Raw genomic sequence first — 26,714 nt, forward strand, 5'->3', positions numbered from 1 at the left:
AAGTGTAAAAAGCTTACCGAATTGAAAACACCCGACACGCGGGGCACTCGTATTCCCTGCACTGAACCGGGCCGTTGCGCGTGATTCTATGTAATTGACGCCCCTGCGCCTACCGCCGGTGTCGCTGGACGTCAAACGTACATATCCAGGGTTGTCATTTAAGTAAGGCGGGCGCGTCAAAATGTCGCCCTCTCTGGAAATCCGGCGGGGAGGAGACACTGCCGCGGACAGCGGCGGACAGGCTCAGGCGCTGTGCAAGGTCACGGCGATGGGCGGCGCCGCCTTCAGGGTCTGGTAGACGACGCAGTAGCGTTCCGTGAGTTTCAGCAGGCTCGCCCGCTCCTCCTCCGAGAGGTCGCCGTCGATGTCGATGTCGAGGCGGATATCGCGAAAGCCCACTGGCGCTTCCTTGTCGACCCCGAGCGTGCCCCGGAAGTCCAGGTCGCCCTCGGCGCGGATGCGCGCGTCGCGTATCGTGAGGCCCAGCGCCGTGGCCACGGCGTTGAGGGTGACGCCGGCGCAGGCCACCAGGGCCTCCAGCAGCATGTCGCCCGAGCAGGCCTGCAAGCCTGAGCCGCCGGTCGCCGGGTGCAGCCCGGCCTCGACCAGCGCGCGGCCGGTCTCGACCGAGCAACTCAGCCCCTCGCCGATGGCGCCCTCCGCCTTCAGGGTCACTACCGCAGCCTCCGGATCCTCCCGGTAGCGCGCCTTGATCGGCGCCTGCATTTCCTTCAGTTGATCAGCATCCATAGCAATTGGCCTTGCAATTCATTCGGCAGTTTGTGGGGCAGCAGAACCGTCTCTCCCAAGTCAGCGGACTGCGGGAACAAAGGATAGTCGGTTTGGACTGCGCGTCGCCGCAAAAGCGACGAGGTCAAGCAATCGTTACCGCTGCGCGCGCTATTCGCCCGGCTGCGACAACCGCAGTTCGCGTTTCATCAGTTAGATGCCACCCCGCGCCCTGAAGAAGGGCGCCGCCAAGGCGGGAGTCCGCAAACACCGGTCACACATCGCAGCGCCTCCCCTTGATTATCGGCGCGCCGCGCGGCGCGGCGCCGCCTCGTTTGTCTGCGAATTATCGACCAGAAGCGGGGAAACACCCAAGGCACAGCGCAGCCGCCAGATGAGCCCGAACTTACTTTTCCCCTTTTATTGCCACCCATCGCCCCAAAGCGAAGGATTATCCTCTTCACCGCCTTGAGGATACGACGAGAGAAGAAGATGCCAGTGAGCACAGCGATCGAGGCCCAGGTGAAGACAGCGGGCGGGAAAGTCACGACCGCCCCGGCACAGAGATCGATTCTCGTACTTGGCCTCACGCAGCGGGTGGGCACGAACTACCTGGCGCGCCTGATCGCCTCGCATCCCGACTGCACCAAGCCGGCGACCATGCATGAGGACTTCCTGGTCAGCGGCCTGCCGCATCTGGAAAGCTATCTGCGCAGCGTCACGTCGGGGTGGAAGGAGAACTGGGGCACCCGCGAGAAGCTGCCCGAACTGCGCCGCCTGCTGGGCACGGCGCTGACCGGCTTCATCGACCACGACACGCAAGACATCACCAAACGGAGTGTCCTGAAGACCCCGAGCGTCGAGGGCCTGGAGTACGCCGCCGCCTTTCTGCAGGACTGCGACGTGGTGGTTCTCACCCGCTTCGGGCCGGACGTCGTGGAGTCCGCCATGAGGAGTTTCGGCTGGAGCTTCGAATCGGCCTGCACACGCTGGGGGCGCGCGGCGCGTTACGTCGCCGAACTCGCGGAGCGGCCACGCCGCGACTTCTTCCTCGTCAGCTACGAGAACCTGGTGCGCGATCCCGAGGCGGAGCTGCGCGAGATCTTCGAGTTCACCGGCCTCGATCCGACCGCTTTCGACTTCGCCGCGCTGAGCGACTTCCCGGTCTACGGCTCCTCTGTCGAACGCGGCGGCGCGGAGAAGGTGCACTGGAACCCGGTCGCCAAGACCAAGGACTTCAACCCGCTGGGCCGCAGCGCCCACTGGCCGGCCGATACCTTCCGGCGCTTCGACTGGCTGACCGGCGGGGTGTCTCGGCGCCTGGGGTACGAGCTGCCCTACAGCTACGAGGACCGGCCGCTTTCCCGCCTGGCGAACAGACTGCGCGATCAGAAAGCGCGGCTGCGCCAGTTCTCCGGGGCGCGGTAAACGGCCGCCCCGGAAGGCGGAGAAGCCGGCGACCACCCGAAAACCAGCCTGGACAGCTCCCGGCCCGCCCCCTATAGAAGCGGCCATGCAAGATTTCTGGCGGGATTCCGGCTATCACCTTCTGGAGCGGCGCGCCCCTGAACTGGGCACGGGCGGGCACCTGAAGGTGACCGACGACTTCCTGCGCGCCTACCTGAACCGCCCGGAGGTGCGCCCGGTCGAGGAGTCCAACGAGGCCGAACGCGCCCTGCACGCCAGCCTGCTGCGCAACCCGCGCGAGGCGGTGAGCGACGAGCGCCTGGCCGCCATGGCCGACCCCGACGCCATCGAGAACTACCAGGTGGTGCTGGGCTTCCGCGAGCGTCTCATGGCCGCCGACAGCCTGGAAGACGCCTACCTGAAGCTGTTCCTGGAACCGGATGGCGTTATGGTGCCGCCGCTGTTCATCGACCAGCTGGCCCACGTCATCGCCCGCGCCATGCTGGAGGGCGAGAGCGACCCCCTGAAGCTGCGCGCCGCCGAGCTGCTGTTCCGCGCCCAGCAGGTGACCATCAACGACGGCGTCCTCATGGCCGCCGACGCGGAGACGGTGGAGATGTACGCCACTTCCGGCGGCTTCGGCAGCCTGGGCCGCCTGGTGGCCGAGGCGCAGACACCGCTGCGCACGGTGGACTTGGACGTGCTGACCGAAGACAACGCCGAGATCTACTGGGCACGCGACAGCCGCTACGACACCGTCCTGAACCTGAACTTCGCCGGCGCCGGGCTGGACGCACTGTGCCGTGTGCTGGAGCGCTGGGTCCGGCACTTTTACGATATCGGCGTCTCCATCCAGCCGGTGCAGAAGATCAGCGACGAGCGCTGGGTCTGGCACATCGGCCTGGACGCCGAGGGGACGGCGATGCTGAACGACCTCTACAACGGCGTGGAAGTGGGCGAGGGCCGCCTGGCGCGCCTGCTCTCCCTCTTCCGCATGGAGTTCGAAGAGCCTTCCCTGCTGCTGCCCAGCGTCGCCGGGCGGCCGATCTACCTGGCCATGGCCATGACCGAACAGAACCAACTGCGCCTCAAGCCACAGAACCTGCTGGTCAACCTGCCGCTCGCCGAACGCGCCTAGAGACTTCTCTCAACCGAGATTGCGCAGCCGTGCGATGCGGTCCTCCATCGCCGGATGGGTGGAGAACAGCGCCCGCGCGCCACGGCCGAAACGCTTCACCGGGTTGGAGATGTAGAGGTGCTGGATGGCGCGGTTGGCGTTCTCATAGCGCACGTCGCTGCCGCCGATCTTTTCCAGGGCGCCGATGAGGCCCAGGGGGTTGCGCGTCAGCTTCACCGAGGTGGCGTCGGCCATGTACTCGCGCTGGCGCGAGATCGCCATCTGCACCAGGCGCGCGGCCAGCGGCGCCAGGATCGCGAAGACCAGCAGCACGACCAGGGCGACGGCCGCGGCGGCGCCCTGCTTGCCCCGCCGCCCGCCGCCGAAGCGCGCGAAACGGAAGCTGCGCAGCGCCGCGTCGCAGACCAGCACGATGAGGCCGACCAGCACGCCGACCGCCGTGGCGTAGAGAATGTCATTGTTGCCGATGTGGGCCATCTCGTGGCCGACCACGCCCTGCAGCTCGCTGCGGCTCAGCTTGTCCATCAGGCCACGGGTGACGGCGATGGCCGCCTTCTCCGGCTTCAGGCCGGTGGCGAAGGCGTTGAGCGCCGAGGTCTCGACGACAAAGACGCGCGGTTTGGGCAGCCCCCCCGCCAGCGCCATTTCCTCGACGATGTTGTGCAGCCGCGGCTCTTCTTCCGGCGTCACCTCGCGCGCCCCGGCCAGGCCCAGGACGATGCGGTCGCCACGGGTCAGGGCGACGATGATGGCCAGGGCGCTGGCCACCGCCATGATGCCGGCGCCGCGCAGGCCACCGCCGCTGACCGCCAGCGGATCGAGGTAGGGACGGCCGTCCGGCGGCGCCAGGAAGTAGGCCTCGAAGACCCAGCCGAGGACATAGCCCAGCGCCAGGCCGACCAGCACCAGGATCAGGCAGAGCCAGAAGGTGTTCCAGCCATTGCGCCGGATGGCGGCGTGGAAGTCGGTCCGTGCCAGTCCTGAAGCTGCGGGGCCGGAGGGCGCAGGGCCGGAAGGGGACGGGCCCCAGGGACCGGATGCCGCCATGACCCTAGCGCAGGTCGACCTTCACCGGCTCGCGCGCTTCCTCCGGCACCTCGAAGTAGACCGACTTGGTGAAGCCGAAGCGGCTGGCGATGAGGTTGGAGGGGAAGGTCTCGACCGCCGTGTTGAGGCCCATCGCCGAGTCGTTGTAGTGCTGGCGGGCGAAGGCGATCTTGTTCTCCGTCGTCGAAAGCTCTTCCTGCAGGCTGGCGACGTTCTGGTTCGAGCGCAGCTCCGGATAGTTCTCCGACAGGGCGAAGAGGCGCCCCAGGGCCTGGGTCAGCACGCCCTCCGCCGCGATGGTCGCCTCGCGGCTCTGCTCGCGCGCCGCCACCGCCTGGTTGCGCGCCTCGACCACCCTGGTCAGGGTTTCCTGCTCGTAGGACATGTAGTCCTTCACCACCTCCACCAGGTTGGGAATGAGGTCGCTGCGCCGGCGCAGCTGCACGTCGATCTGCGACCAGGCAGCCTCGACCTGGTTCTTCAGGGCCACCAGCTTGTTGTACAGCAGCACCCCGATCAGGCCCGCCAGGACCGGCAGGCCGATGATCACGATCAGGATTATGGTAACACCACTCATGCCTTTTCCCCTGGTATAGCGGATCCCCGGCGCAACTATAGCGACTGAGGCATCCCAAGCCCACGACTTCCAGAGGGAACCGCGGGACGTCAGGCCGGTGGGCCGGAAACGGTCGAGCTTTGTCCGCCCCCTGGGTATAGTAAGCGAAGGAAAGGGTGAGAGCCGACCGCTCCTCGGGTCGCGACCTTATCCTCAAGGCAACCCGGGCCGGCGGTCTCAGAGCTCCAGATGCGGCTTCAAAGCGCGCGACAGAATCCAACCTTCATGACCCGGCTTTTCGGGGGGGTCGGACGTAGGCTGCTGCTGGGTGTTCTGGCATTCAGCTCCGCGGTGACACTGATTCTCACCGCGCTGCAGCTCTACCTGGACTACCGGCGGGACGTGGGCACCATCGAGCACAGGCTGGACGAGATCGGCAGCAGCTATCTCGAGGCCATGGGGCAGAGCCTGTGGAACCTGGACAGAAACCAGCTTCACCTCCAGCTGTCCGGCATTCTCCGTCTGCCGGACATCAGCTCAGCCCGCGTCTATGAAACCACCGACAGCCCCAACCCCCTCACGATATCGCTTGGCGATGCGCAGACCGAGGCCCACATCGTACGGGAATATCCGATCGTCTATCAGGTCCGAGGCGCGGATCAGACCATCGGCCACCTGCGCGTCGAGGCCACGCTGACCGGCGTTTACCGTTCGCTTCTGGACCGGGCATTCATCATTCTCGTCAGCCAGGGCGCCAAAACCTTCCTGGTCTCTTTCTTTATCCTTCTGATCTTTCATCGCCTGGTGACCCGGCATCTGGTGGACATGTCCGATTTCCTGACCAACTTCTCCTTCCGGGAGCCCCAGAAAACCCTGACCCTTGAGCGCACGCCCCCAGAACCGCCTGACGAGATCGACCAGGTGGTCGCGGCTTTCAACAACTTGCTCGCCAAGCTGGAGAGTGCCTACAGCCAGCTTTCCGAGGCAAATGCCCGCCTGGAGCTGGACAACGCAGCACTGGGCCGCGCAGAGACCGCCCTGCGCGAGAGCGAGCAGCGGTTCCGCGACTACACCGAGACAGCTTCCGACTGGCTTTGGGAGACCGACGCCGACCACACCTTCACCTATATTTCGGACGAAATCCGCGCCTTTGGTGTGGACCGGGACAAACTGATCGGCGCGCACCGCTGGGACTTCGCGGCCGACCTGATGTCGGAACCCGAGAAGTGGCGCGATCTACGGGCCACCTTGGAGGAGCGAATACCTTTTCGCGGATTTGTCTACAGCCTTCGTCAGAAGGACGGCTCACTGCGCTACACCGAGACCAGCGGTAAACCGCTGTTCGATGATGACGGGCGGTTTCTCGGCTATAGAGGCACCTCCAGAGACGTTACCGCACGCAGTGTCGCCGAAGCGCGCGTGCGGGAGCTGTCACTTGCTGTGGAACAGAGCCCGGCGGGAATCGCGGTGGTCGATGGCAGCGGCAGCCTCATCTACAGCAATCGTGTGTTCCTGCAGATCATCGGCCTTGCCGAAATCGGTAAAGAGACGAACATCACCGCTGTCCTGCCGGGAGACGTCTGGCAGCGCCTCTCGGCGGCGGCGCAGCGCGGCAACATCGGACGAGAGGAAGTCTTCACCAAGCGGCTGTCGCAGGGGGCCTTCTGGGGGCTGGTTTCAGTCGCCGGACTGAAGCCTTTAGCCGGCGAGACCAAGCATCTGATCGTCGCGCTGCAGGACATCACCCGTGAAAAGGCCGAGCAGGAGGAGCGCGAAGCACTGCTGCAGCGCCTTCAGCAAACCGGGAAGATCGAGGCCATCGGCCGCTTGGCCGGAGGCATCGCCCACGACTTCAACAATCTGCTGGGCGCGATGATGGGATTCTCGCAGTTCCTGGTGGAAGACCTGCCGGAAGGCTCCCCATCGCACAGGTATGCCCAGCGCATCGCCGAGATCTGCGAGAAGGGCAAAGACCTCGTCGATCAACTGCTGGCCTTCGCCGGCGCCCGCGATACCGAGCGGCGGGTCCTCGACATCGTTGCCGTGCTTCAGCATTCCCGCAACCTCATCGAGACCTCGCTGCCCTCTTCCTGCAGCCTGGTAATCGAAACCGGCGACGAACCGCTGCCCGTGCTCAGCAATGAGGTGCAGCTTCACCAGGTGCTGCTCAATCTCTGCATCAACGCTCGCGACGCTTTCGGCGAGGAGCCCGGAACGGTCAGCATCGCACTGTCGCGAGTGAGCCCTGACCGCAGCACCTGCACCAAAGTGGAACGAAGGGGCGCAGGCAGGCTGGAAGAGGGCGAAGACTATGCGCTGATGGTCGTCTCCGATACCGGGGCCGGCATGGATGCCAAGACCCAGGCGCAGATCTTCGAGCCCTTCTACACAACGAAAGGGCTTGGCCGGGGAACCGGCCTGGGACTCGCGGTCGTGCACGGCATCGTCACGTCGTATGACGGCGCGATCTACGTGGAAAGCAAACTTGGTGTAGGCACGACATTTCAAATATATCTGCCGCTCGCCTCCGCCCCCCTGGCACCGGCAGTCGAGGTTGCCGCCCCGGATGAGAAGATGTATGGCAACGACCGGATCCTCGTCGTTGATGACGATCGGGATCTGGCCCAGGCATTGACCATCGGCCTGCATCGTTATGGCTACGAAGTGCTGAGCTTGACCAACCCCATTGAAGCCCTGCGGATCTTCAGCGAAGACCCCGGGCGTTGGGACCTCGTGGTCTCCGACCAGGTGATGCCTGGAATGACCGGGCTAAGACTGATCGCGAAACTGAAGGAACTGCGCCCGGACCTCAGAGCCATACTCTATACGGGGTTCGACGAGAAGATCACCGCAGGCACAGCTTCACTTCAGGGCATCGATGCCCTACTCCACAAGCCAGTGACCCCGCAGCAACTCGCCGCACAGGTTCGGCGGGTCCTGGACTCACCGTCGCAGTCCGACCGGTGACCGCTGTGGCGCGTAGCAACCCCGTCAACTATCGCAAGCTTATCGCGCGCCGCATCGGCGATGGCATGTTAGTTTTCGTAAATCTTGACGGCCGCTCTAGGGGTCAGGCATCGATCGATCGCAGCGACCAGAGCGTCGGAATCGACCGGCTTGCTCATGCCGGCAATAGCCCCAAGCACTTGCATGCAGCGAAGATAGCTTTGGTTGTATCCACTCAGGGCAATGACCGACACCTCGGGGCGGCATTCCTTGATCACCGAAATGAGCTGCACACCATCGATTTCCGGCATGAAGATGTCGGTAACCACCACCAGGACCGGATTGTCCCGGATGTAGTCCAAGGCCTCCTGCGATTGCCAGAACGCCCGGCAGGGGATGCCGCGGCGTGTGAGCAGCGTCGTCAGGAAGTCCAGGCTGTCGAGATCATCGTCGATGACGACCACGCTGGCGACGTCTTGGCTATTTATGATGTTCCCGTCCATGCGCTTATATTAGTTAAAGCGCTTTTAAAAACAAAGTTGCCATGCGCATAGGATGGCGTGTCAGAAGGTCATGTCCCAACTTTTCTCCCGCATACTTTCAGTACATATTCTTGGGTAGGTGGCTAATACCTGTGGTCCAGTGTCGTGTGTTGATTTCATCTTTCGCGAGCAGGCGATGCTGGTAGTCATTGCAGACGATCACCCTCTCTACCGCGAAGCGCTCAGTCTGCGCCTGAAGCAGCAGCTGCCCGAGGCTGAAGTCGTCGAAGTCGGCAAGCTTGATGATCTGCTGGCCCTCGCCGGGAGCGAGGGCACTCAGCTCGATCTGATTCTGCTGGACCTGTGCATGCCGGGCATGACCGGCGGAAAAACCGTAGAGCGGGTCGTCCAGGCCTTTCCCGAAGCCGCCATCGTGCTGATTTCCGGCGTCGCCGGGTTCCAGGACGTCAAATACGCGATCGATGCGGGCGCCCGGGGCTTCTTCCCGAAGACCATGTCGTCGCAGCATTTCGCACAGGGAATCGAGATGATCATGGCCGGCGGCACCTTCCTGCCCGCCGATACGCTGCGGCAGTGCGGTCCTGCGGGCGTCCCCGACGGCGAGGGACAGAGCGAGGCGGCAAAGCTGACCGCGGAGCTGACGCCGCGCCAGCAGCAGGTCCTTGCCCATCTGGCCTCGGGGGCGACCAATAAGGAGATCGGCCGGCATCTGGATATCGCGGAGGTGACCGTAAAGCTGCACGTCCGCCAGGTCCTGCGCAAGATCAATGCCCGCAACCGGGCGGAAGCGGTGTCGATCGCCACGCGCGCGGGCCTGATCTGAGCAAGGCGGCCGCTCGAAATCTCGCAGTCGGTTCTCGCCCCCTCCCTGTCGGAGTCCCCGCCGGAGAGGTCCCCGAAGTCCGACCGTCGGCGCGGCCCGGCGTCCCCGGAAATGCTTCCCACACCGGCAGAGGCGCGGAAAGGCGCGGCATACTGCGGCTGCCGGCACGCTGACCCCCAAGCCATGGCGCTTTAACCAGTTCTTAACTCAAAATGTGGTGACCTCAGGCATATGTTGTGCTTTAATGACATCGCGTCACAAGATGCAGCAAATCGCGAGGGTTTGCGGGGGATTCCGGGGGCAGCGGACAGGATCAAGCCAGGGTCCAAGAAGGACGATTTCAGGCTTCTGTCCCACCATCTGTGACGCGCTGCAGGTTTAACAGACAGTAGAGAGATTGGAGAATACCGCATGCGGGTTGCGCGTCGTTTTACGGAAGCTGGCACCGACGTCTACGACAAGATCGAATTTCGCCGGACGTCGAGCGAGATTCGCAATCCCGACGGCTCGCTCGTGTTCCGCGCCGAGGACATCGAGGTGCCCAATTCCTGGTCGCAGGTGGCCTGCGACATCCTGGCCCAGAAGTATTTCCGCAAGCGCGGCCTGCCGCTGAAGTCCAAGCGCGTGCCCGAGGACAACGTGCCGTCCTGGCTGTGGCGCAGCACGCCCGACCACGAGGCCATGTCCGACATCGCCGAGGACGAGCGCTTCATCGGCGAGTCCTCGGCCAAGCAGGTCTTCCACCGCATGGCCGGCACCTGGACCTACTGGGGCTGGAAGGGCGGCTACTTCGACGCCGAGGAGGACGCCCGCGCCTACTACGACGAGATGCGCTACATGCTGGCCCGGCAGATGGCCGCGCCGAACTCGCCGCAGTGGTTCAACACCGGCCTGCACTGGGCCTACGGCATCGACGGCCCCAGCCAGGGCCACCACTACGTCGACTTCTCCACCGGCGAACTGACCCGCGCCGCCAGCGCCTATGAGCACCCGCAGCCGCACGCCTGCTTCATCCAGTCGGTCGGCGACGACCTGGTGAACGAGAACGGCATCATGGACCTCTGGGTCCGCGAGGCGCGGCTCTTCAAGTACGGCTCCGGCACCGGCACCAACTTCTCCGCCCTGCGCGGCGAGGGCGAGTCGCTGTCCGGCGGCGGCCGCTCCTCCGGCCTCATGTCCTTCCTGAAGATCGGCGACCGCGCCGCCGGCGCCATCAAGTCCGGCGGCACCACCCGGCGTGCCGCCAAGATGGTCACCGTCGACCTCGACCATCCGGACATCGAGGACTACATCAACTGGAAGGTCCACGAGGAGCAGAAGGTCGCGGCCCTGGTCACCGGCTCCAAGACCTGCGACAAGCACCTCAACACCATCATGCGCGCCTGCCACGAGTTCAAGACCGTGGAAGACAGCGAGCAGACCGATGCCTTCGACCCGAAGAAGAACTTCGCGCTGAAGGCGGCCATGAAGGCGGCCCGCGCCGCCCTGGTGCCGGAGAACTACATCGCCCGCGTGGTGCAGTTCGCCAAGCAGGGCTACACCTCGATCGACTTCAAGACCTACGACACGGACTGGGATTCGGATGCCTACCTGACGGTCTCCGGGCAGAACTCCAACAACTCCGTGCGCGTGCCCAACAGCTTCATCGAGTCGGTGCTGAACGACGAGGACTGGAGCCTGATCCGGCGCACCGACGGCAAGCTCCACAAGAAGGTCAAGGCGCGCGAGCTGTGGGACCAGATCTCCTACGCCGCCTGGGCCTGTGCCGATCCGGGCATGCAGTACGACACCACCATCAACGAGTGGCACACCTGCCCAGCCTCCGGGCGCATCAACGGCTCCAACCCCTGCTCGGAGTACATGTTCCTCGACGACACGGCCTGTAACCTGGCCTCGTTGAACCTCATGGCCTTCCGCCGCGGCGACGATCCCTTCGACGTCGAGGCCTACGAGCATGCGGTGCGGCTGTGGACCCTGACCCTGGAAATCGCGGTGCTGATGGCGCAGTTCCCCTCGGCGGAGATCGCGCAACGCTCTTACGACTTCCGCACCCTGGGCCTGGGCTACGCCAACCTGGGCGGTCTGCTGATGGCCTCCGGCGTGCCCTACGACTCCGAGGAAGGCCGCACCCTGGCCGCGGCCCTGACCGCGATCATGACCGGCGTCTCCTACGCCACCTCTGCCGAGATGGCCGAGGAACTGGGCCCCTTCCCGCGCTACGCGGACAACGCGGAGCACATGCTGCGCGTCATCCGCAACCACCGCCACGCCGCCTACGGCCACCGCGCCAACTACGAGGAGCTGTCCATCGCGCCGGTGCCGCTGGAGCCGCGCGACTGCCCGGACAAGGCCCTGATCAAGGCGGCCAAGAACGCCTGGGACAAGGCCCTGAAGCTGGGTGAGAAGTACGGCTACCGCAACGCCCAGGCGACGGTCATCGCCCCCACCGGCACCATCGGCCTGGTGATGGACTGCGACACCACCGGCATCGAGCCCGACTTCGCCATCGTGAAGTTCAAGAAGCTGGCCGGCGGCGGCTACTTCAAGATCATCAACCGCACGGTGCCCGAGGCCCTGCGCACGCTCGGCTACGGCGAAGGCGAGATTGAGAACATCATCCGCCATGCGGTGGGCCACGGCACGCTGCTGGATGCGCCGGGCATCAACCACGACCGCCTGAAGGCCAAGGGCTTCACGGAGTCCGCCCTGCAGGCCCTGGAAGCGGGCCTGGCCAGCGCCTTCGACATCAAGTTCGCCTTCAACAAGTGGACGCTGGGCGAGGATTTCTGCATCAAGGCCCTGGGCTTCACCCATGCCCAGCTGGAAGACGTCTCCTTCGACATGCTGAGCGCCCTGGGCTTCACCAAGGAGGAAGTCGACGAGGCCAACAACTACTGCTGCGGCGCCATGACCCTGGAAGGGGCACCGGGCCTGAAGGACGAGCACCTGCCGGTCTTCGACTGCGCCAACCCTTGCGGCCGTCACGGCAAGCGGTACCTGTCTGTGGATAGCCACATCCGCATGATGGCCTCGGCCCAGCCCTTCATCTCCGGGGCGATCTCCAAGACCATCAACATGGCCAACGACGCCACGGTCGAGGACTGCAAGGATGCCTACATGCTGTCCTGGCGCCTGGGCCTCAAGGCCAACGCCCTCTACCGCGACGGCTCCAAGCTGTCGCAGCCGCTGACCTCCAGCGTCCTCGACGCCATCGATGACGAGGATGAAGAGCCCCTGGCCGAAAAGATCGCCGCGGCCAGCCAGCCGGAGCGCGCCCAGATCGTCGCCGAGCGCATCATCGAGCGGGTGGTGGAACGCAGCCGCGAGCGGGACCGCCTGCCGCAGCGGCGCAAGGGCTACACCCAGAAGGCCGTGGTCGGCGGTCACAAGGTCTATCTCCGTACCGGCGAGTACGAAGACGGCAAGGTCGGCGAGATCTTCATCGACATGCACAAGGAAGGCGCCGCCTTCCGCAGCCTGATGAACAACTTCGCCATCGCGATTTCCATCGGCCTGCAATACGGCGTGCCGCTGGAAGAGTACGTGGAGGCCTTCACCTTCACGCGTTTCGAACCCTCGGGCATGGTGGACGGCAACGACACCATCAAGATGGCCACCTCCGTGCTCGATTACATTTTCCGGGAGCTTGCGATCTCCTACCTCGGCCGCAACGACCTGGCCCATGTGGAACCGGCCGACATCATGCCGGACAGCCTGGGCACCGGCGACGGCCAGGGAGACCTGCCCGAGGATGCGGTGGAAACCGTCCGCCGCTACGCCTCAAAGGGCTTCGTGCGCAACCAGCTCCTGGTCGTGAACGGCGGCGCTGCCAACGGAACCACGGGAATGTCGGCCGGGGCGACCCGGACGACCACCGTGACCGCCAGCAGCGTCACCCAAGAGCTCGTCGGCTCCGCAGGCTCCGCCGAAGCCGTTGCCGTCGAGACCGCCGTCGTCCGCGAGGTCGACACGCGCCTGGAACGCGTCCGCGAAGCCCGCATGAAGGGTTACGAGGGCGACTCCTGTGCGGAGTGCGGTAACTTTACGCTGGTGCGCAATGGCACGTGCCTAAAGTGCGCAACCTGCGGCAGCACCAGCGGCTGCTCATGAAGAGTAGCAGGACAGTAACTCACGTAGAGCCTCCTACCTGTATGACTCACGTCTGAGTTCTCCCTGTGAACTTGAAGGGGTGCCCCGCGGCGGCGGCGCACCCCCTTCTTTTTTCTGACTCGGCCTCCGTCCTGCTCAGGCCAAAGGCCAGAAGAGCGGAATGATCAGCGTTGCCACCGACCAAAGGATGGCGTTTAGGGGCAGGCCGATCTTGATGAAATCGGCGAAACGGTAACCGCCCGCACTGTACACGAAGGTGTTGGTCTGGTAGCCGATCGGCGTGGCGAAAGAGGCACTGGCAGCGAACATGACCGCAACGACGAAAGGGCGTGGATCGACACCCAACTGCACGGCAAGGCCCGCGGCGATGGGGGTCAGCAGGATCGCTGCCGCATTGTTGCTCATGATTTCGGTCAGGATTGAGGTGATCAGGTAAACCGCCGAGAGAACCGCCAGCGGTCCCAACATGCCGGCAACGATCGCCAGGCTCTGCACGATGGTCAGGGCGGCGCCTGTCTTCTCCATGGCAAGGCCGATTGCCAACATGCCGAAGATCAGCATGAGAATGTTCCACCGTATGGAAACATAAGCCTCCTCGGCATCGAGACAGCGCAGGGCAACGACCCCTGTAGCGGCTATGAGCGCCAGGGCGGCGATGGGGAGAAACTCGAAGGCCGAGAGGCCCATGACCAGCAAGACTGCCAGAATTGCAATGGGGGCCTTGTCCCGCCTGAGCGGGCGGCCTGTGGGGTGGGTCAGGTTGATCAGTTCCTTGTAGTCGAAGAGCCGCTTCAAGCTGTCCGCCGACCCCTCCAGCAGCAACGTGTCGCCCATGCGCAGCCGCACGTTGTCGAAGTTGCCGCGCAAGCCCTCGCCACGCCGGTGGATGGCAAGAATGTAGGCGCCATAGAGACGCCGTAGATTGAGATCGGCGACTCGGCGGTCGAGAAAGCGCGACTGCGGCCCCACCACGCCTTCCATCACGACAGTCTCCTGCGCGCCAATCGGCTCGATGGCGTGCACTTCCTTGCGCCCGAAGGCGACATCGCCCGCCTCTCGAAGCCCCAGCATGTCCCCGACCTTGCTGCGGACGACCACGCGGTCGCCCGGTTGCAGCCGAGCCTCGGCCATGGCCAGTCCAAGAGACCGGTCGCGGCGGATCAGGTCGACGACGCGCAGGCCCCGCGCCTCCGTAAAACCGGCATCCTTCAAGCGCTTGCCAACTAGGGGGGAATCGAGCGGCACCAGGACATCGGCCATGAAATGCCGATCCTCGGAACGTGGCAGGACATCGGACAGAATCTCGCGATCGGGCAGCAGCCAGCGGCCGACCGACAGCAGATAAAGGATCCCGACAGCACCCATGATGAGACCGGCGGCTGTGATCTCGAACATCCAGAAAGGCGCCATTCCGTGCTCCTGGGCCACGCCGTCGACCAGGAGGTTGGTCGACGTCCCGATAAGCGTCGTGCTGCCGCCAAAGATGCTGGCGAAGGACAAGGGGATCAGGAGCTTGGAGGGTCTGATGCCCATCGCATGCGCCAGGCTGATGACGACCGGCGTCAAAATCACCACTACCGGCGTATTGTTGATGAAGGCAGAGAGGAGCATCACGCTGCCGAGAAGCACGGCCGTCGATAGCAGCGGTGCGCGCCCGCCAGCACGGTCCACGAGGCGGCCGAGGCCGTCGATCACGCCGGTCCGCTCCAGCGCTGCACTGAGAACAAACATCGCGGCAATGGTAAAGGGTGCCGGATTGCTGAACACACTCAGCACGTCGGCGGTAGAGAGAATTCCAGTGACCAGAAGAACGCCGACTGCACAAAGCGCAACGATATCAGGCGGCATTCGTTCGCGCACGAAGCCGAAGAAGACAACGGCCACAAGAACCAAGACAATTGCAATCTGCAAGGTCTGCCAATCGAGGAAAAGCATGGAAGCCGACCTCGCGCATCTCAAATTGCTTCGCCCATGGCTCGCCGCACAGGGTTCTGCGGTGCGTTCAACTGCAACGATCACCCGGCAGGTGGCAGGCATCCCTATTGTAGCACCCGGAGAGTAATTTGGCGTCAGGAGTGTTTTGTGGCGAGCGCAAATTCGGGCAGCCCCAGTTTAGAACGCAGCCTGACGATTCCCGCCCTCCTCGTTCCGCATCACCCGTTGCGGGGGCAGGGTGAAGGTGACTGTGGTGCCCTTGCCGACCTCGCTGACCAGCTTCAGCTTGCCGCCGTGCAGGTCGACCAGTTGCTTGACGATGGAAAGGCCCAGGCCGGTGCCTTCCTGCTGCAGGGTCTGGTCGCTGGCCACCTGTTCGAAAGGGTGCAGGACGCGCTCCAGGTCACCGGCGGGAATGCCGACGCCTGTGTCGGCGACGAAAATGTCGAGGGCTCCCTCCGCCGCCAGCTGGGCGCCGACGATGATACTGCCGCCGGCCGGCGTGTGCCGCACCGCGTTGGACAGCAGGTTGATGAGGATCTGACGCAGGGCCCGGCCGTCGGCCAGGATGACCCGTCCCTCCGCCCCGTTCTCGACGGAGAGGTCCAGGCCGCCGGAAGCGCAATTCTCGCGGAACATGGCGGCGCTCTCCTCCAGCGCATCGGCAACGGGGAACCAGGACTCGTTCAACTTCACCGCCCCGGCCTCGATGCGCGAAAGGTCCAGCAGATCGTTGATCAGCTCCAGCAGGTGGCGCGCCGAGCCGCGGATGTCCTGCAGGTATTCCTCATAGCGCGTTGAGCCGATCTTGCCGAAGGTCTCGGCCAGGATCACTTCGGAGAAGCCGAGGATGGCGTTCAAGGGGGTGCGCAGCTCATGGCTCATATTGGCCAGGAAGGCGGATTTGGAACGGTTGGCCTCCTCCGCGCGCAGCCGTGCTTCGTGCTCATCCCGCTTGGAGCGCTCCATGGCCTCGGCCATGACGTTGAAGGAGGTCTGCAGGTCGCGCACCTCCTCGGGCACCAGGGCGCCTTCGCTGACCGGCGTGCGCGCTTCGGCATTGCCGGCGGCCATGCGCCGGGCCGCATGGGAGACCGCGCGCAGCGGCCGCGTCATGTAGTAGGCCACCAGGACTCCGATGAGCAGGGCGATGACCACGCCGATGGCGACGACGATCATGGCCGAGCGGCTGACCTGCTCGGCCCGGTCACGCAGTTCGTCGATCGGCTGCACCACCATGACGCCCCAACCGATCCCTTTGATCACCGTGAAGGCGGCGACCATCTCGGTCTTCATCAGTGGTGCGTCGAAGATCGCGATGCCCGCCTCGCCCTGCATTATCTTCTGTACCGGTTCGGTGTTGGTCATGGCGCGGTGTTCGCGCTGCCATTGGTCGTTGGGATGCGCCAAGACCTGTCCCGTCTGATCGACGATGATGGCGTGCCCCTCGCGGCCGAATGAGATGCTCTCGGCGAGCCTGACGAAGAAATCGGTGTAGAGCGCCCCCACGACCAGCAGGTCACCCCTCATGGTCGCGATATAGATCGCCGGCGCCCCGTCGGAACCAGAAATCACCGGGCTCATGGCGACTTCGCCAGCTGAGACGAAGGACCGGTAGAACTCATAGTCTTCGGGGCTGAGCACTTCCGGGCAGCGGTTGTCGAAGCTGTCGATGCGCAAAGTGATCCTGCGGTCTGCCGAATCGAAAGCGCAGACATTGCGGAAGTTGAGGTCCTGCAGCAAAGACTCGGCGCCTTCCAGGTGGCCGTGCGCGGTCAGGTTTCCCGAGATGAGCCGGAAGGTGGCTTCCACGTCACGGTGGTACGTCTCAAGGGAAATGCCCAGAGTTTCCGCAATCAGCAGGTGTCGGTCGCGGACGTCTTCCAACTCGTTGGAAATCGACTGGGCGTGAGGCCAGGCCCAGAACAGCACGAGCGGAACCACGGTCACCAGACCGAATATGAGCAACAGAAGGTAACGTAGCTTCATGCCCGCTCCCCCCGGCCCGGGCCACTACCAGTCGTAGCCCCCGGCAGACGTGCAGGGCAGCAGTTGCCCGCGCAGCGCAGGCAACCCCCTTGACCTCTGGGCCGGCCCGATACCCTCACTCAGGGTTCCTCCGTAACGGACAGTATAGAACGGTTTTTCGGGAACTTCTTCCTTTCCTGATGCCTGAATGGCAATTTCCGCCCCTCTTCCCTCCTGGCGCCCATGCCGCAGTGCACAGGAAACTGGGGGCTGTGGCGCCCCGCGGGACGGGGCGGCCGCGGCAACCGGCGCAGAACGGCGAGAAGGCGTCCTCGGCGGGCTTGTGGCCTCTCAGAGGCCGGAGCTATGCTCCCGGCGCTTTCGCACCCAAACCGTATTTTTCAGATGGAGGATCCGCCCTATGGCTGGAGAAGTGGACGCCCGACTCGCCGAACTGGGTATCGATGTGCCGGAGGCCACCGCCCCGGTGGCCAACTATGTCGGCTGCGTACAGACCGGAAACCTGGTTTTCATCTCCGGACAGGTCCCTATCAAGGACGGCAAGTTCCAGTACCAGGGCAAGCTGGGCGAGAGCATGTCGGTGGAGGACGCCCAGGCGGCCGCCCGCCTCTGCGCCATCAACATCATCGCCCAGGCCAAGGCCGCCTGCGGCGGCGACCTGGACCGCGTGACGCGGGTGGTGAAGCTGACCGGCTTCGTCAATTCCACCGGCGACTTCACCGACCAGCCGAAAGTGGTTAACGGCGCCTCCGACCTGATGGTCGAAGTCTTCGGGGACAAGGGCCGCCATTCCCGCGCCGCCGTCTCCGCAGCCTCCCTGCCCGCCGGCGTCGCCGTCGAGGTCGAGGCCGTGGTGGAAATCAGCTAACAGCAACCGGCCGGCGGCCGCGCCCTCTTGACGGGGCAAGCGGCCGCCGGGCCAAATAGAGATCATGCCAGACACAACCAGCAAGCTGCCCGCCGAGGCAGCACAATTCCTCAGCCGCTATCCGGATACCGGCTCTCTCGACGCCATTCTTCCCGACCTTTCCGGAGTCGTCCGCGGCAAGCGCTATCCCATCGCCGAGCTTGGCCAGGTCATGCGCTCCGGCTTCGCCATTCCCGGTTCGGTCTTCCTGCTTGACACCATGGGCGAGAGCCACGACCCCGACGGCAAGGGCTTCTCCGACGGCGACCCGGACTACCAGGCAAAGGTCATTCCGGGCAGCCTGCTGCCGGTGCCCTGGGCGCAGCGCCCCCTGGCGCAGGTCATGGTCACGCTGGTCGACGACGACGGCGAGCCCTACTACTACGAGCCGCGCAACGTACTGCGCCGGACCGTCCAGCGCCTCGACGACCTTGGCCTGAAGCCGGTGGTCGCCTTCGAGCTGGAGTTCTACCTCATCGACCGCGAGCGCCTGCCCGGCGGCGAGCCGCAGCCGCCGATCTCCCCGGCCAGCGGACGCCGCGATGTCCACACCCAGGTCTACGGCATGAAGACCCTGGACGCCTACGACGCCATGCTGGACGATATCACCAAGGCCTGCGAGATCCAGGAGGTGCCGACCGGCGCCGTGACGGCGGAGTACGCCGCCGGCCAGTTCGAGATCAACCTGGAGCACGTCGACGACCCGCTGCAGGCCGCCGACGACTGCGTGCTGTTCAAGCGCATCGTCCAGGGCGTGGCGCAGAAGCACGGCTTCCAGGCCACCTTCATGGCCAAGCCCTACCTGGAACGCGCCGGCAACGGCATGCACATCCACGTCAGCCTGCTGGACAACGACGGGCGCAACGTCTTCGACGGCGGCGAGGCGGTCGCCAGCGACACCCTGCGCCACGCCATCGGCGGCGTGCTGCAGGTCATGCCGGAGTCCATGGCCTTCCTGGCGCCCAACATCAATTCCTACCGCCGCTACCTGCCGGACATCTTCGTGCCGACGCAGCGCTCCTGGGGTTTCGAGAACCGTTCGGTGGCGCTGCGTATTCCCGCCGGCGGCGGCGACGCGCGGCGCATCGAGCACCGCATGGCAGGGGCCGACGCCAACCCCTACCTGACGCTGGCGAGCCTGCTGGCCGGCATCCACAAGGGCATCGTCGAGAAGACCGACCCCGGCACGCCCTGGGAGGGCAATGCCGCCGAGGAGTACGACGAGACGCTGCCCTTCCGGCCGCGCCGCGCCCTTGAATTGCTGACGGACACCTGCGGCTTGGCCGACTACATGGGCGCCGATTATTTGCGTGCCTATGCCGCCTGCAAGGAAAAGGAGCTCGACAGCTTCGAATCGCAGATTTCTCCCCTGGAGTACGCCTGGTTCCTGCAGGCCGATTGAGGCGCCCCCCTTGTCTGGCGCGTGATCGGCGTCATCTCATAGACTAGACTTGAGACGACGATCGGGAACTGCGGAAAGGGCGTGATGCCGGACGGAAGCGACAGCCTGGCGGTCAAGGTGGTGAGCCGCATCGCCGAGGTGCCGGCGGCCGACTGGGACGCCTGCGCCGGCGACAATCCTTTTGTCGGCCACGCTTTCCTGGACGCCCTGGAGCAGAGCGGCTCGGCCACCGCCGACAGCGGCTGGCTGCCGCAGCACCTGGTGCTGGAAAACCCCTCAGGCGGCCTTTTGGGCTGCGTGCCGCTCTACCTCAAGAGCCATTCCTACGGCGAGTACGTCTTCGACTGGAACTGGGCCGACGCCTACGAGCGCGCCGGCGGGCGCTACTATCCGAAACTGCAGTGCTCCGTGCCCTTCACCCCGGCGACGGGTCCGCGCCTGCTGGTCAACCCCGACGCCGACCGTCGGGAGGTGACGACCGGCCTGGTCGCGGCCATGCTGGAGCTGGCGCGGCGCCACCAGGTTTCTTCCCTGCACATCACCTTTCCGCCCAAGGAACAGTTCGACACCCTGGGCGACTACGGCCTGCTGCAGCGCCTGGGCGTGCAGTACCACTGGCGCAACCGCGGCTACGAAACCTTCGACGACTTCCTGGGCGAGCTCGCCTCGCGCAAGCGCAAGGCCATCAGGAAGGAGCGCCGCAAGGTGGCGGAAAGCGGCATCCGCCTCCGGCCCCTCACCGGCGCCGAGATAGAGCCGCGCCACTGGGACGCCTTCTTCGAGTTCTACATGGCCACCGCCGACCGCAAGTGGGGCCAACCCTACCTGACCCGGGAGTTCTTCCACCTGCTAGGCGAGCGCCTGGCCGACAAGGTGGTGCTGGTCATGGCCGATCTCGACGGCGAGCTGGTGGCCGGCGCCCTGAACCTGAAGTCCGGCGATACCCTCTACGGGCGCAACTGGGGTTGCCTGGAGCGCTTCAGGTTCCTGCACTTCGAGGCCTGCTACTACCAGGCCATCGACTACGCCATCGCCCAGGGCCTGGAGTGGGTCGAGGCCGGCGCCCAGGGCGAGCACAAGATCCAGCGCGGCTACCTGCCCACCCCCACCTACAGCGCCCACTGGATCGCCGATCCAAACTTCAGCCACGCCGTCGAGGAGTTCCTGGCGCGCGAGCGCGAGGCGATCCGGCACGAGATCGACTACCTGGGGGAGCACAGCCCCTTCAAGGAAGGTTGCGCCGACTAGGGGGGCAGCATCCGCCTATTCGACAAGGGGCCTACTCGCCAAAGCCGCCGGAATGCAGCTATCATGACGCGACGCATCCGTCAGAATTGCAATTCCTGGCTGGGAGGGGACACATGCGCTGGAAAACCTTGGGTCTTGCCGCCACCGTCGCCGTTTGGGGTGCCCTGCCGCGCCCCGCCGAAGCGATTGACCTGGCGCTGGTCTTGCTGAACGACGTTTCCCAGAGCATGGACGAGGGCGAGTACGCCCTGGTGAAGGACGGCTACCGCAGCGCCTTTGCCGATCCCGACGTCATCGCCGCCCTGATGGGCAACACCGGCGGCGTCGCCGTGGCCTACGTCGAATTCTCCGGCAAGGACGAGGTGAAAAAGGTACTGGACTGGCAGGTGCTGACCGACGCCGCCTCGGCGCGGGCTTTCGGCCAGGCCATCGCCGCCGCGCCGCGCTCCAGTGCCGGCAACACGGCACTCTCCGCCGGCCTCTCCGCCGCGGCGCGGATGCTGCTGGAAAGCGACTTCGGCGCCGCCCGGCAGGTCATCGACATTGCCAGCGACCATCCCAGCGACGGCGGGCGCTGCGGGCCGATCCGCGACGCCGCCGTTGCCGCCGGCATCACCATCAATGCCCTGCCGATCATCGACGAGCAGGTCATCGGCACCATTGACGGCCGCCAGACCTACTCCACCGCCCGCTGGGGCAGCGAGAGCGTCGTCGATTTCTATCGTCGCACCGTGGTCGGCGGCCCCGGCAGCTTCGCGGTCGAGGCACGCACCTACGCCGTCTTCGGCGAAGCGCTGAAACGCAAGCTGCTGCTGGAGTTCATCGCCTCGCCCGGCAAAGACTTGCCCGGCCAGTCGGCTGCACTGCTGCGGGCCACAGCCGCCGGCGACGGCTGACCTCTACGTCAAGAATAGCGCTCCGGCCCCACCCACTGCGCCTCGTTGTAGCGGTCGCCGTGGGCCCAGCCGACGGGCAGGGTTGCCTCGATGCGGGCGACATCGGCATCCGACAGCTCCAGCGAGCCGCCGGCGGCCAGTTCCTCCAGGTGACCGACCGAGCGGGTGCCGGGGATCGCGATGACCGCCGGGCTGACATGCAGCAGCCAGGCGATGCTGAGCGCCGCGGCGCTGGTCCCCAGCTCCGCCGCCAGGGCGCGGAAAGCGTCGGTGATCTTCAGGTTGACCGAGAAGTTTGGCTCCTGGAAGCGCGGGTTGGCCTTCAGGAAGCCGGAGCCGGCCACGCTCTCGGCGGTCGGCGGGGTGTCGGTCAGCAGACCGCGGCCGACGGGCGAGAAGGCAACCAGGCTGGTGCCCAGGGCCTCGCAGGTCTGCACCAGTCCCAGCTCCGGCGAGCGGGTGGAGAGCGAGTACTCCGACTGCACGGCGGTTACCGGATGCACCATGGCGGCGCGGCGCAGCGAGGACGGCGCGATCTCGGAAAAGCCGATGCCGCGCGTCTTGCCCGCCTTGACGAGGCCGGCCAGGGTCTCCGCCACCTCCTCGATGGTGAAACTCGGATCGCGGCGGTGGACGTAGAAGAGGTCGACGCAGTCGACGCCCAGCTTCTTCAGGCTGGCGTCCAGCTCCGCCTCCAGGTGGGCGGCCGAGTTGTCGAAGCTGCGCCGGCCCTCCGCATCGCGCTTGATCGAGGCCTTGGTGGCGATGCGGAACATCCCCTCTTTCGCCTTGCCCTGCTTGGCCAGGAAGCTGCCGATGACCTTCTCCGACAGGCCCATGCCGTAGACGTTGGCCGTGTCGATATGATCGATGCCGTGGTCCAGCGCCGCAGCCAGGACCGCGTGGGAGGCTTCCTCCGTGGTCGGACCGTAGAAATCCGTGAACGACATGGCGCCGACCCCGACGGCCGAAACCTGGGGCCCGCCGGGACCGAGTATCCGCTTCTGCATAACCGCAACCGCCTCCCGAACTCTCGAAAAATGTTCGTTGCGGCAGTTTAGACGGCTGCGCCGCCGGCGCAATCGGGGCAGGCCGGCAAGTGGACTAACTTCAAGACCGCCCGGCGAGACTACGACCGAGACGGCGGTCAACCACGGGGAATCCCGCCACGCCATAGACAGCCTCGCCGCCGATATCTCACAATATGTCCGTTGTGCCCAACGCGGGGATGACCGGCAGTGGTTGTGCGTACTACAGCCAGACAATCGACGGAGAGGCAGCATGACGCGAATCCGATGGATCCTGAGATCGACCTTGGGGGCAACGACCTTGGGAGCCTTGATGGTCCTTATCGCCCTCCACGCTGTCGATGCCGCGGCCGCCGGGCCCCGGCCGCCGGCCGCTACCCAGCTCGCCCAGGCGCCGACACAGATGCAGACGGCCTATGTGCGCGGTGTCCAGAAGGAGCTGCTGGCCCACGGCTACCGTCCGGGACCGGTCGACGGCGTCGCCGGGCGACAGACCCGCGCGGCGGTGCGCGCCTACCAGAGGGACGCCGGACTGCCCGTCGACGGCGTCGCCGACAAGCGCCTGCTCGACCACCTGAAGTTCGCCCAGCCGAAGGTCTACGCCTTCGGCCAGCCGGTCACGGGCCACGTCCTGGACCTGCAGCGCGAATTGGCCAAGCGCAACTACTACCTGGGGCCCCACGACGGCCTGGCCGGGCCGCAGACCTACGACGCCCTCAACCGCTTCCAGGAAGACGCCGGCCTGCCCTACGACGAGCAGATCGACGGCATCCTGGTGCAGAAGGTCCGCGACGCCCCGGCGGAGGTCGAAGCCGACCTCGAAGCCAGTATCTACGACTGGGGGCCGCAGCAGACGATGAAGGTCATCCCGCCAGCCAGACCGGAGCCAAAAGCCGTGCCGGAGACAAAAGAAAAGCCCGGCGCGGAACCCGGGCCGGACTTTTCAGATACCTGATTTTCGTAGCACTCAGTCGGCCAGCGCGGCCTCGCTCTTGCGCTTGCCGCCGCCCTTCGGGCCCTTCTTGGCGCCGCCCTTGCCTTTGCCCTTGGGCGCCGCGCCCTCGGGATAGGTGAAGGTCGGCAGGCCGTCCTCGATGTCGACGCGCACCACGCCGCCCTTGGCCAGCTTGCCGAACAGCAGCTCCTCGGCCAGGGGCTTCTTGATGTTCTCCTGGATCACGCGGGCCAGCGGGCGGGCGCCGAACTGCTTGTCGTAGCCCTTCTGAGCCAGCCACTCACGCGCCGCATCGGAGAGCTCGATGGTGACCTGGCGGTCGGCGAGCTGCGCTTCGAGCTGCATGACGAACTTGTCGACCACGCGGGAGACCACCTCCGCCGAGAGGTGCGTGAAGGGAATGATCGCATCCAGGCGGTTGCGGAACTCCGGCGTGAAGAGCTTGTTGATCGCCTCGGTGTCGTCGCCGGTGCGCACGTCGCGGGCGAAGCCGATGGCGGGCTTGGCCATGTCGGCGGCGCCGGCGTTGGTGGTCATGATCAGGATGACGTTGCGGAAGTCGACCGACTTGCCGTTGTGGTCGGTCATCTTCCCGTAGTCCATGACCTGCAGGAGGATGTTGAAGAGGTCCGGATGGGCCTTTTCGATCTCGTCCAGCAGCAGCACGCAGTGCGGATGCTGGTCGACCGCGTCGGTCAAGAGGCCGCCCTGGTCGAAACCGACGTAGCCCGGCGGCGCGCCGATGAGGCGCGAGACCGAGTGCCGCTCCATGTATTCCGACATGTCGAAGCGGGTGAGCTCCACGCCCAGGGAGTGGGCGAGCTGGCGCGCCACCTCGGTCTTGCCGACGCCGGTGGGGCCGGAGAAGAGGTAGCTGCCGATCGGCTTTTCCGGCTCGCGCAGCCCGGCGCGGGCCAGCTTGATCGCCGCCGAGAGCGCGGTCACCGCCTGGTCCTGGCCGAAGACCATGGTCTTGAGGTCGCGCTCCAGGTTCTGCAGCGCCGCGCGGTCGTCCTTGGAGACGCTCTTCGGGGGGATGCGGGCCATCTTGGCCACCACCGCCTCGACGTCCTTCACGCCGACCGATTTCTTGCGCTTGGATTCCGGCAGCAGCATCTGCGAGGCGCCGACCTCGTCGATCACGTCGATCGCCTTGTCGGGCAGCTTGCGGTCGCCGATGTAACGCGCCGAAAGCTCCACCGCCGTGCGGATCGCCTCGTTGGTGAAGCGGACGTGGTGGTGATCCTCGTAGTAGGGTTTCAGGCCGCGCAGGATCTTCACCGTGTCCTCGATGGAGGGCTCGACGATGTCGATCTTCTGGAAGCGGCGCACCAGCGCGCGGTCCTTCTCGAAGTAGCTGCGGTATTCCTTGTAGGTGGTCGAGCCGATGCAGCGCAGCAGGCCGCTCTGCAGGGCCGGCTTCAGCAGGTTCGAGGCGTCCATGGCCCCGCCCGAGGTGGCGCCGGCGCCGATCACCGTGTGGATCTCGTCGATGAAGAGAATGGCGTTGTCCTGGGCCTCGATCTCCGAGACCACGGCCTTGAGGCGCTCCTCGAAGTCGCCGCGGTAGCGGGTGCCGGCCAGCAGCGCGCCCATGTCGAGGGCGAAGATGGTGGCGTCGTTCAGCACATCCGGGACGCTGCCGTCGACGATGCGCCTGGCCAGGCCCTCGGCGATGGCGGTCTTGCCGACGCCGGGATCACCGACATAGAGCGGATTGTTCTTGGTGCGCCGGCAGAGCACCTGGATGGTGCGGTCGATCTCGTCGGCGCGGCCGATCAGGGGATCGATGCGCCCGTCGCGCGCCTTGCGGTTCAGGTCGACGCAGTAGGCGTCCAGCGCCTCGCGCCCCTTGCGCACCACCTTCTCGGCATCGGCCTCCTCGTCGGCGCCCTCGACGGTGCGGCTTTCCTCGTGGCCCTTGGCCTTGGCGATGCCGTGGGAGATGTAGTTCACCGCGTCGAGGCGCGTCATCTCCTGCTCCTGCAGGTAATAGACGGCGTGGCTCTCGCGCTCGGAGAACATGGCGACCAGCACGTTGGCGCCGGTGACTTCCTCGCGCCCGGAGGACTGCACGTGGATGGCGGCGCGCTGCAACACCCGCTGGAAGCCGGCGGTCGGCTTGGCGTCGCCCAGTTGGGCGGTGATCAGGCTGGCCAGTTCGTTGTCGATGTAATCCAGGATGTCGGCGCGCAGGCGCTCCAGATCGACACTGCAGGCCCTGAGGACCGACATGGCGTCCGGGTCGTCGACCAGCGCCAGGAGCAGATGTTCAAGCGTTGCGTACTCGTGGCGGCGTTCGTTGGCACCCGCCAGGGCACGGTGAAGCGTCTGCTCTAAATTGGCCGATAGCATCCGGGCTCTATTCCTTCTCTAGGGTGCATTGAAGAGGGTGCTGATGCTGCCGGGCATAGTCAATGACCTGTGTGACCTTGGTCTCGGCAACCTCGTAGGTAAAGACCCCGCAGACGCCCACGCCGCGCTGATGGACATGCAGCATGATGCGGGTCGCTTCCTCGCGGTTCTTGCTGAAGAACTGCTCGAGCACATGAACGACGAACTCCATTGGAGTGTAATCATCGTTCAACATCAGAACTTTGTACATCGACGGTTTCTTCGTCTTCGGCTTCGTCTTGACGATGATGCCTGTCGATGTGCCGCCGTCGTTCTGCTTGTCGTCACTCATTGTGCTGCACTAGACCTGATACTTAACCTTTGAACACTGGACCCGGCCCGAACTTCCGGCTTTTGCGGGACCGGCCGGCGGGGCCCCTGCCCCTACAATCATATTGGATGATTTCGCGACGGTAAAAGACCCCGCAGAAACTGCCCGCAAAATTCATCCCTGCCGCAGCCCGCACTCCGCGTCCTACGCCCTTGCCGCTCTCCCTCCCAGGCGGCGGCGGCCTTCGCGCGCCGCTGCCGGAATCGGGCAGAGCCAACAATATCAATAGTATGCCATGACGAAGCGCCGCGCCGAAGGGGCCAGTTGCCCATAGGCATTGTCTCCTAGGGCGCCGGGTCGCAGTCCGGCCGCCGGGACCGCGGCGGCCATGCAAAAAGGGCCCGGCGCGATCGCGCCAGGCCCTTTGCGA

At 65.3% G+C, this 26,714-nt stretch carries 19 protein-coding genes; 10 read left to right on the plus strand and 9 right to left on the minus strand.

Annotated elements, in window-relative coordinates; all coding sequences use genetic code 11:
• Window positions 1–243: 243 nt before the first annotated feature.
• Window positions 244–750, minus strand: a complete 507-nt coding sequence (locus H7X47_RS09210; protein WP_193368367.1) for an OsmC family protein — start codon at window positions 748–750, stop codon at window positions 244–246.
• Window positions 751–1,221: 471 nt separating this feature from the next.
• Between H7X47_RS09210 and H7X47_RS09215 the strand changes: the two genes are divergently transcribed.
• The gene (locus H7X47_RS09215) at window positions 1,222–2,157 is read left to right on the plus strand and encodes a sulfotransferase family protein (protein WP_193368368.1); all 936 of its coding nucleotides are present in this window, start codon (window positions 1,222–1,224) and stop codon (window positions 2,155–2,157) included.
• Between the two features lie 85 nt (window positions 2,158–2,242).
• Window positions 2,243–3,274 carry a DUF6352 family protein gene (locus H7X47_RS09220; protein ID WP_193368369.1) on the plus strand — a complete coding sequence of 344 codons (1,032 nt, stop codon included), beginning with the start codon at window positions 2,243–2,245 and terminating at the stop codon, window positions 3,272–3,274.
• Window positions 3,275–3,283: 9 nt separating this feature from the next.
• On the opposite strand, the gene H7X47_RS09225 is transcribed toward H7X47_RS09220, so the two are convergent.
• Together H7X47_RS09225 and H7X47_RS09230 are read right to left on the minus strand one after the other, a co-directional pair.
• Window positions 3,284–4,321: a M48 family metallopeptidase gene (locus tag H7X47_RS09225; protein WP_227010335.1), complete on the minus strand. Its 1,038-nt coding sequence runs from the start codon at window positions 4,319–4,321 to the stop codon at window positions 3,284–3,286.
• Between the two features lie 4 nt (window positions 4,322–4,325).
• A complete protein-coding gene (locus H7X47_RS09230; protein WP_193368370.1) occupies window positions 4,326–4,898 on the minus strand; it encodes a LemA family protein in 573 nt (190 codons plus the stop codon).
• Between the two features lie 264 nt (window positions 4,899–5,162).
• On the opposite strand from H7X47_RS09230, the gene H7X47_RS09235 reads away from it, so the two are divergent.
• Window positions 5,163–7,844 carry a PAS domain S-box protein gene (locus H7X47_RS09235; protein WP_193368371.1) on the plus strand — a complete coding sequence of 894 codons (2,682 nt, stop codon included), beginning with the start codon at window positions 5,163–5,165 and terminating at the stop codon, window positions 7,842–7,844.
• Between the two features lie 68 nt (window positions 7,845–7,912).
• Here H7X47_RS09235 and H7X47_RS09240 read toward each other — a convergent pair whose 3' ends face one another.
• Complete coding sequence (locus H7X47_RS09240) at window positions 7,913–8,326, minus strand: response regulator (protein ID WP_193368372.1); 414 nt, start codon at window positions 8,324–8,326, stop codon at window positions 7,913–7,915.
• A 175-nt stretch (window positions 8,327–8,501) separates the two neighbouring features.
• Here H7X47_RS09240 and H7X47_RS09245 point away from each other — a divergent pair, with 175 nt between their 5' ends.
• Both H7X47_RS09245 and H7X47_RS09250 read left to right on the plus strand, forming a co-directional pair.
• On the plus strand, window positions 8,502–9,149 hold the full coding sequence (locus tag H7X47_RS09245; RefSeq protein WP_193368373.1) for a LuxR C-terminal-related transcriptional regulator: 648 nt from the start codon (window positions 8,502–8,504) through the stop codon (window positions 9,147–9,149).
• 411 nt (window positions 9,150–9,560) lie between these two features.
• Window positions 9,561–13,259 carry a vitamin B12-dependent ribonucleotide reductase gene (locus H7X47_RS09250; RefSeq protein ID WP_193368374.1) on the plus strand — a complete coding sequence of 1,233 codons (3,699 nt, stop codon included), beginning with the start codon at window positions 9,561–9,563 and terminating at the stop codon, window positions 13,257–13,259.
• A gap of 135 nt (window positions 13,260–13,394) precedes the next feature.
• Here the strand turns inward: H7X47_RS09250 and H7X47_RS09255 are convergent, their stop codons facing one another.
• Window positions 13,395–15,194: an SLC13 family permease gene (locus H7X47_RS09255; protein WP_193368375.1), complete on the minus strand. Its 1,800-nt coding sequence runs from the start codon at window positions 15,192–15,194 to the stop codon at window positions 13,395–13,397.
• A 177-nt stretch (window positions 15,195–15,371) separates the two neighbouring features.
• The gene (locus tag H7X47_RS09260) at window positions 15,372–17,183 is read right to left on the minus strand and encodes a sensor histidine kinase (RefSeq protein ID WP_193368376.1); all 1,812 of its coding nucleotides are present in this window, start codon (window positions 17,181–17,183) and stop codon (window positions 15,372–15,374) included.
• A gap of 400 nt (window positions 17,184–17,583) precedes the next feature.
• Here H7X47_RS09260 and H7X47_RS09265 point away from each other — a divergent pair, with 400 nt between their 5' ends.
• The 4 genes from H7X47_RS09265 to H7X47_RS09280 all read left to right on the plus strand — a co-directional run bounded on the left by H7X47_RS09265 (window position 17,584) and on the right by H7X47_RS09280 (window position 21,636).
• Window positions 17,584–18,051, plus strand: a complete 468-nt coding sequence (locus tag H7X47_RS09265; protein WP_193368377.1) for a RidA family protein — start codon at window positions 17,584–17,586, stop codon at window positions 18,049–18,051.
• A gap of 64 nt (window positions 18,052–18,115) precedes the next feature.
• Window positions 18,116–19,492 carry a glutamine synthetase family protein gene (locus tag H7X47_RS09270; protein ID WP_193368378.1) on the plus strand — a complete coding sequence of 459 codons (1,377 nt, stop codon included), beginning with the start codon at window positions 18,116–18,118 and terminating at the stop codon, window positions 19,490–19,492.
• Between the two features lie 84 nt (window positions 19,493–19,576).
• Entirely contained in the window at window positions 19,577–20,740 is a 1,164-nt protein-coding gene (locus tag H7X47_RS09275) for a GNAT family N-acetyltransferase (RefSeq protein ID WP_193368379.1), read from the plus strand.
• A 113-nt stretch (window positions 20,741–20,853) separates the two neighbouring features.
• The gene (locus tag H7X47_RS09280) at window positions 20,854–21,636 is read left to right on the plus strand and encodes a DUF1194 domain-containing protein (protein ID WP_193368380.1); all 783 of its coding nucleotides are present in this window, start codon (window positions 20,854–20,856) and stop codon (window positions 21,634–21,636) included.
• Between the two features lie 8 nt (window positions 21,637–21,644).
• Here the strand turns inward: H7X47_RS09280 and H7X47_RS09285 are convergent, their stop codons facing one another.
• A complete protein-coding gene (locus H7X47_RS09285) occupies window positions 21,645–22,646 on the minus strand; it encodes an aldo/keto reductase (RefSeq protein WP_193368381.1) in 1,002 nt (333 codons plus the stop codon).
• 331 nt (window positions 22,647–22,977) lie between these two features.
• On the opposite strand from H7X47_RS09285, the gene H7X47_RS09290 reads away from it, so the two are divergent.
• Complete coding sequence (locus tag H7X47_RS09290) at window positions 22,978–23,619, plus strand: peptidoglycan-binding domain-containing protein (protein WP_193368382.1); 642 nt, start codon at window positions 22,978–22,980, stop codon at window positions 23,617–23,619.
• Between the two features lie 12 nt (window positions 23,620–23,631).
• Here H7X47_RS09290 and clpA read toward each other — a convergent pair whose 3' ends face one another.
• A complete protein-coding gene (gene clpA / locus H7X47_RS09295) occupies window positions 23,632–25,974 on the minus strand; it encodes an ATP-dependent Clp protease ATP-binding subunit ClpA (RefSeq protein ID WP_193368383.1) in 2,343 nt (780 codons plus the stop codon).
• Window positions 25,975–25,981: 7 nt separating this feature from the next.
• Window positions 25,982–26,305 (minus strand): ATP-dependent Clp protease adapter ClpS, encoded by a 324-nt coding sequence (gene clpS, locus H7X47_RS09300; RefSeq protein ID WP_193368384.1) that lies wholly within the window; start codon window positions 26,303–26,305, stop codon window positions 25,982–25,984.
• Window positions 26,306–26,714: the final 409 nt, after the last annotated feature.

Origin of the sequence: Pelagibius marinus (assembly GCF_014925385.1) — a bacterium.
Classification (GTDB): Bacteria; Pseudomonadota; Alphaproteobacteria; order Kiloniellales; family Kiloniellaceae; genus Pelagibius; species Pelagibius marinus.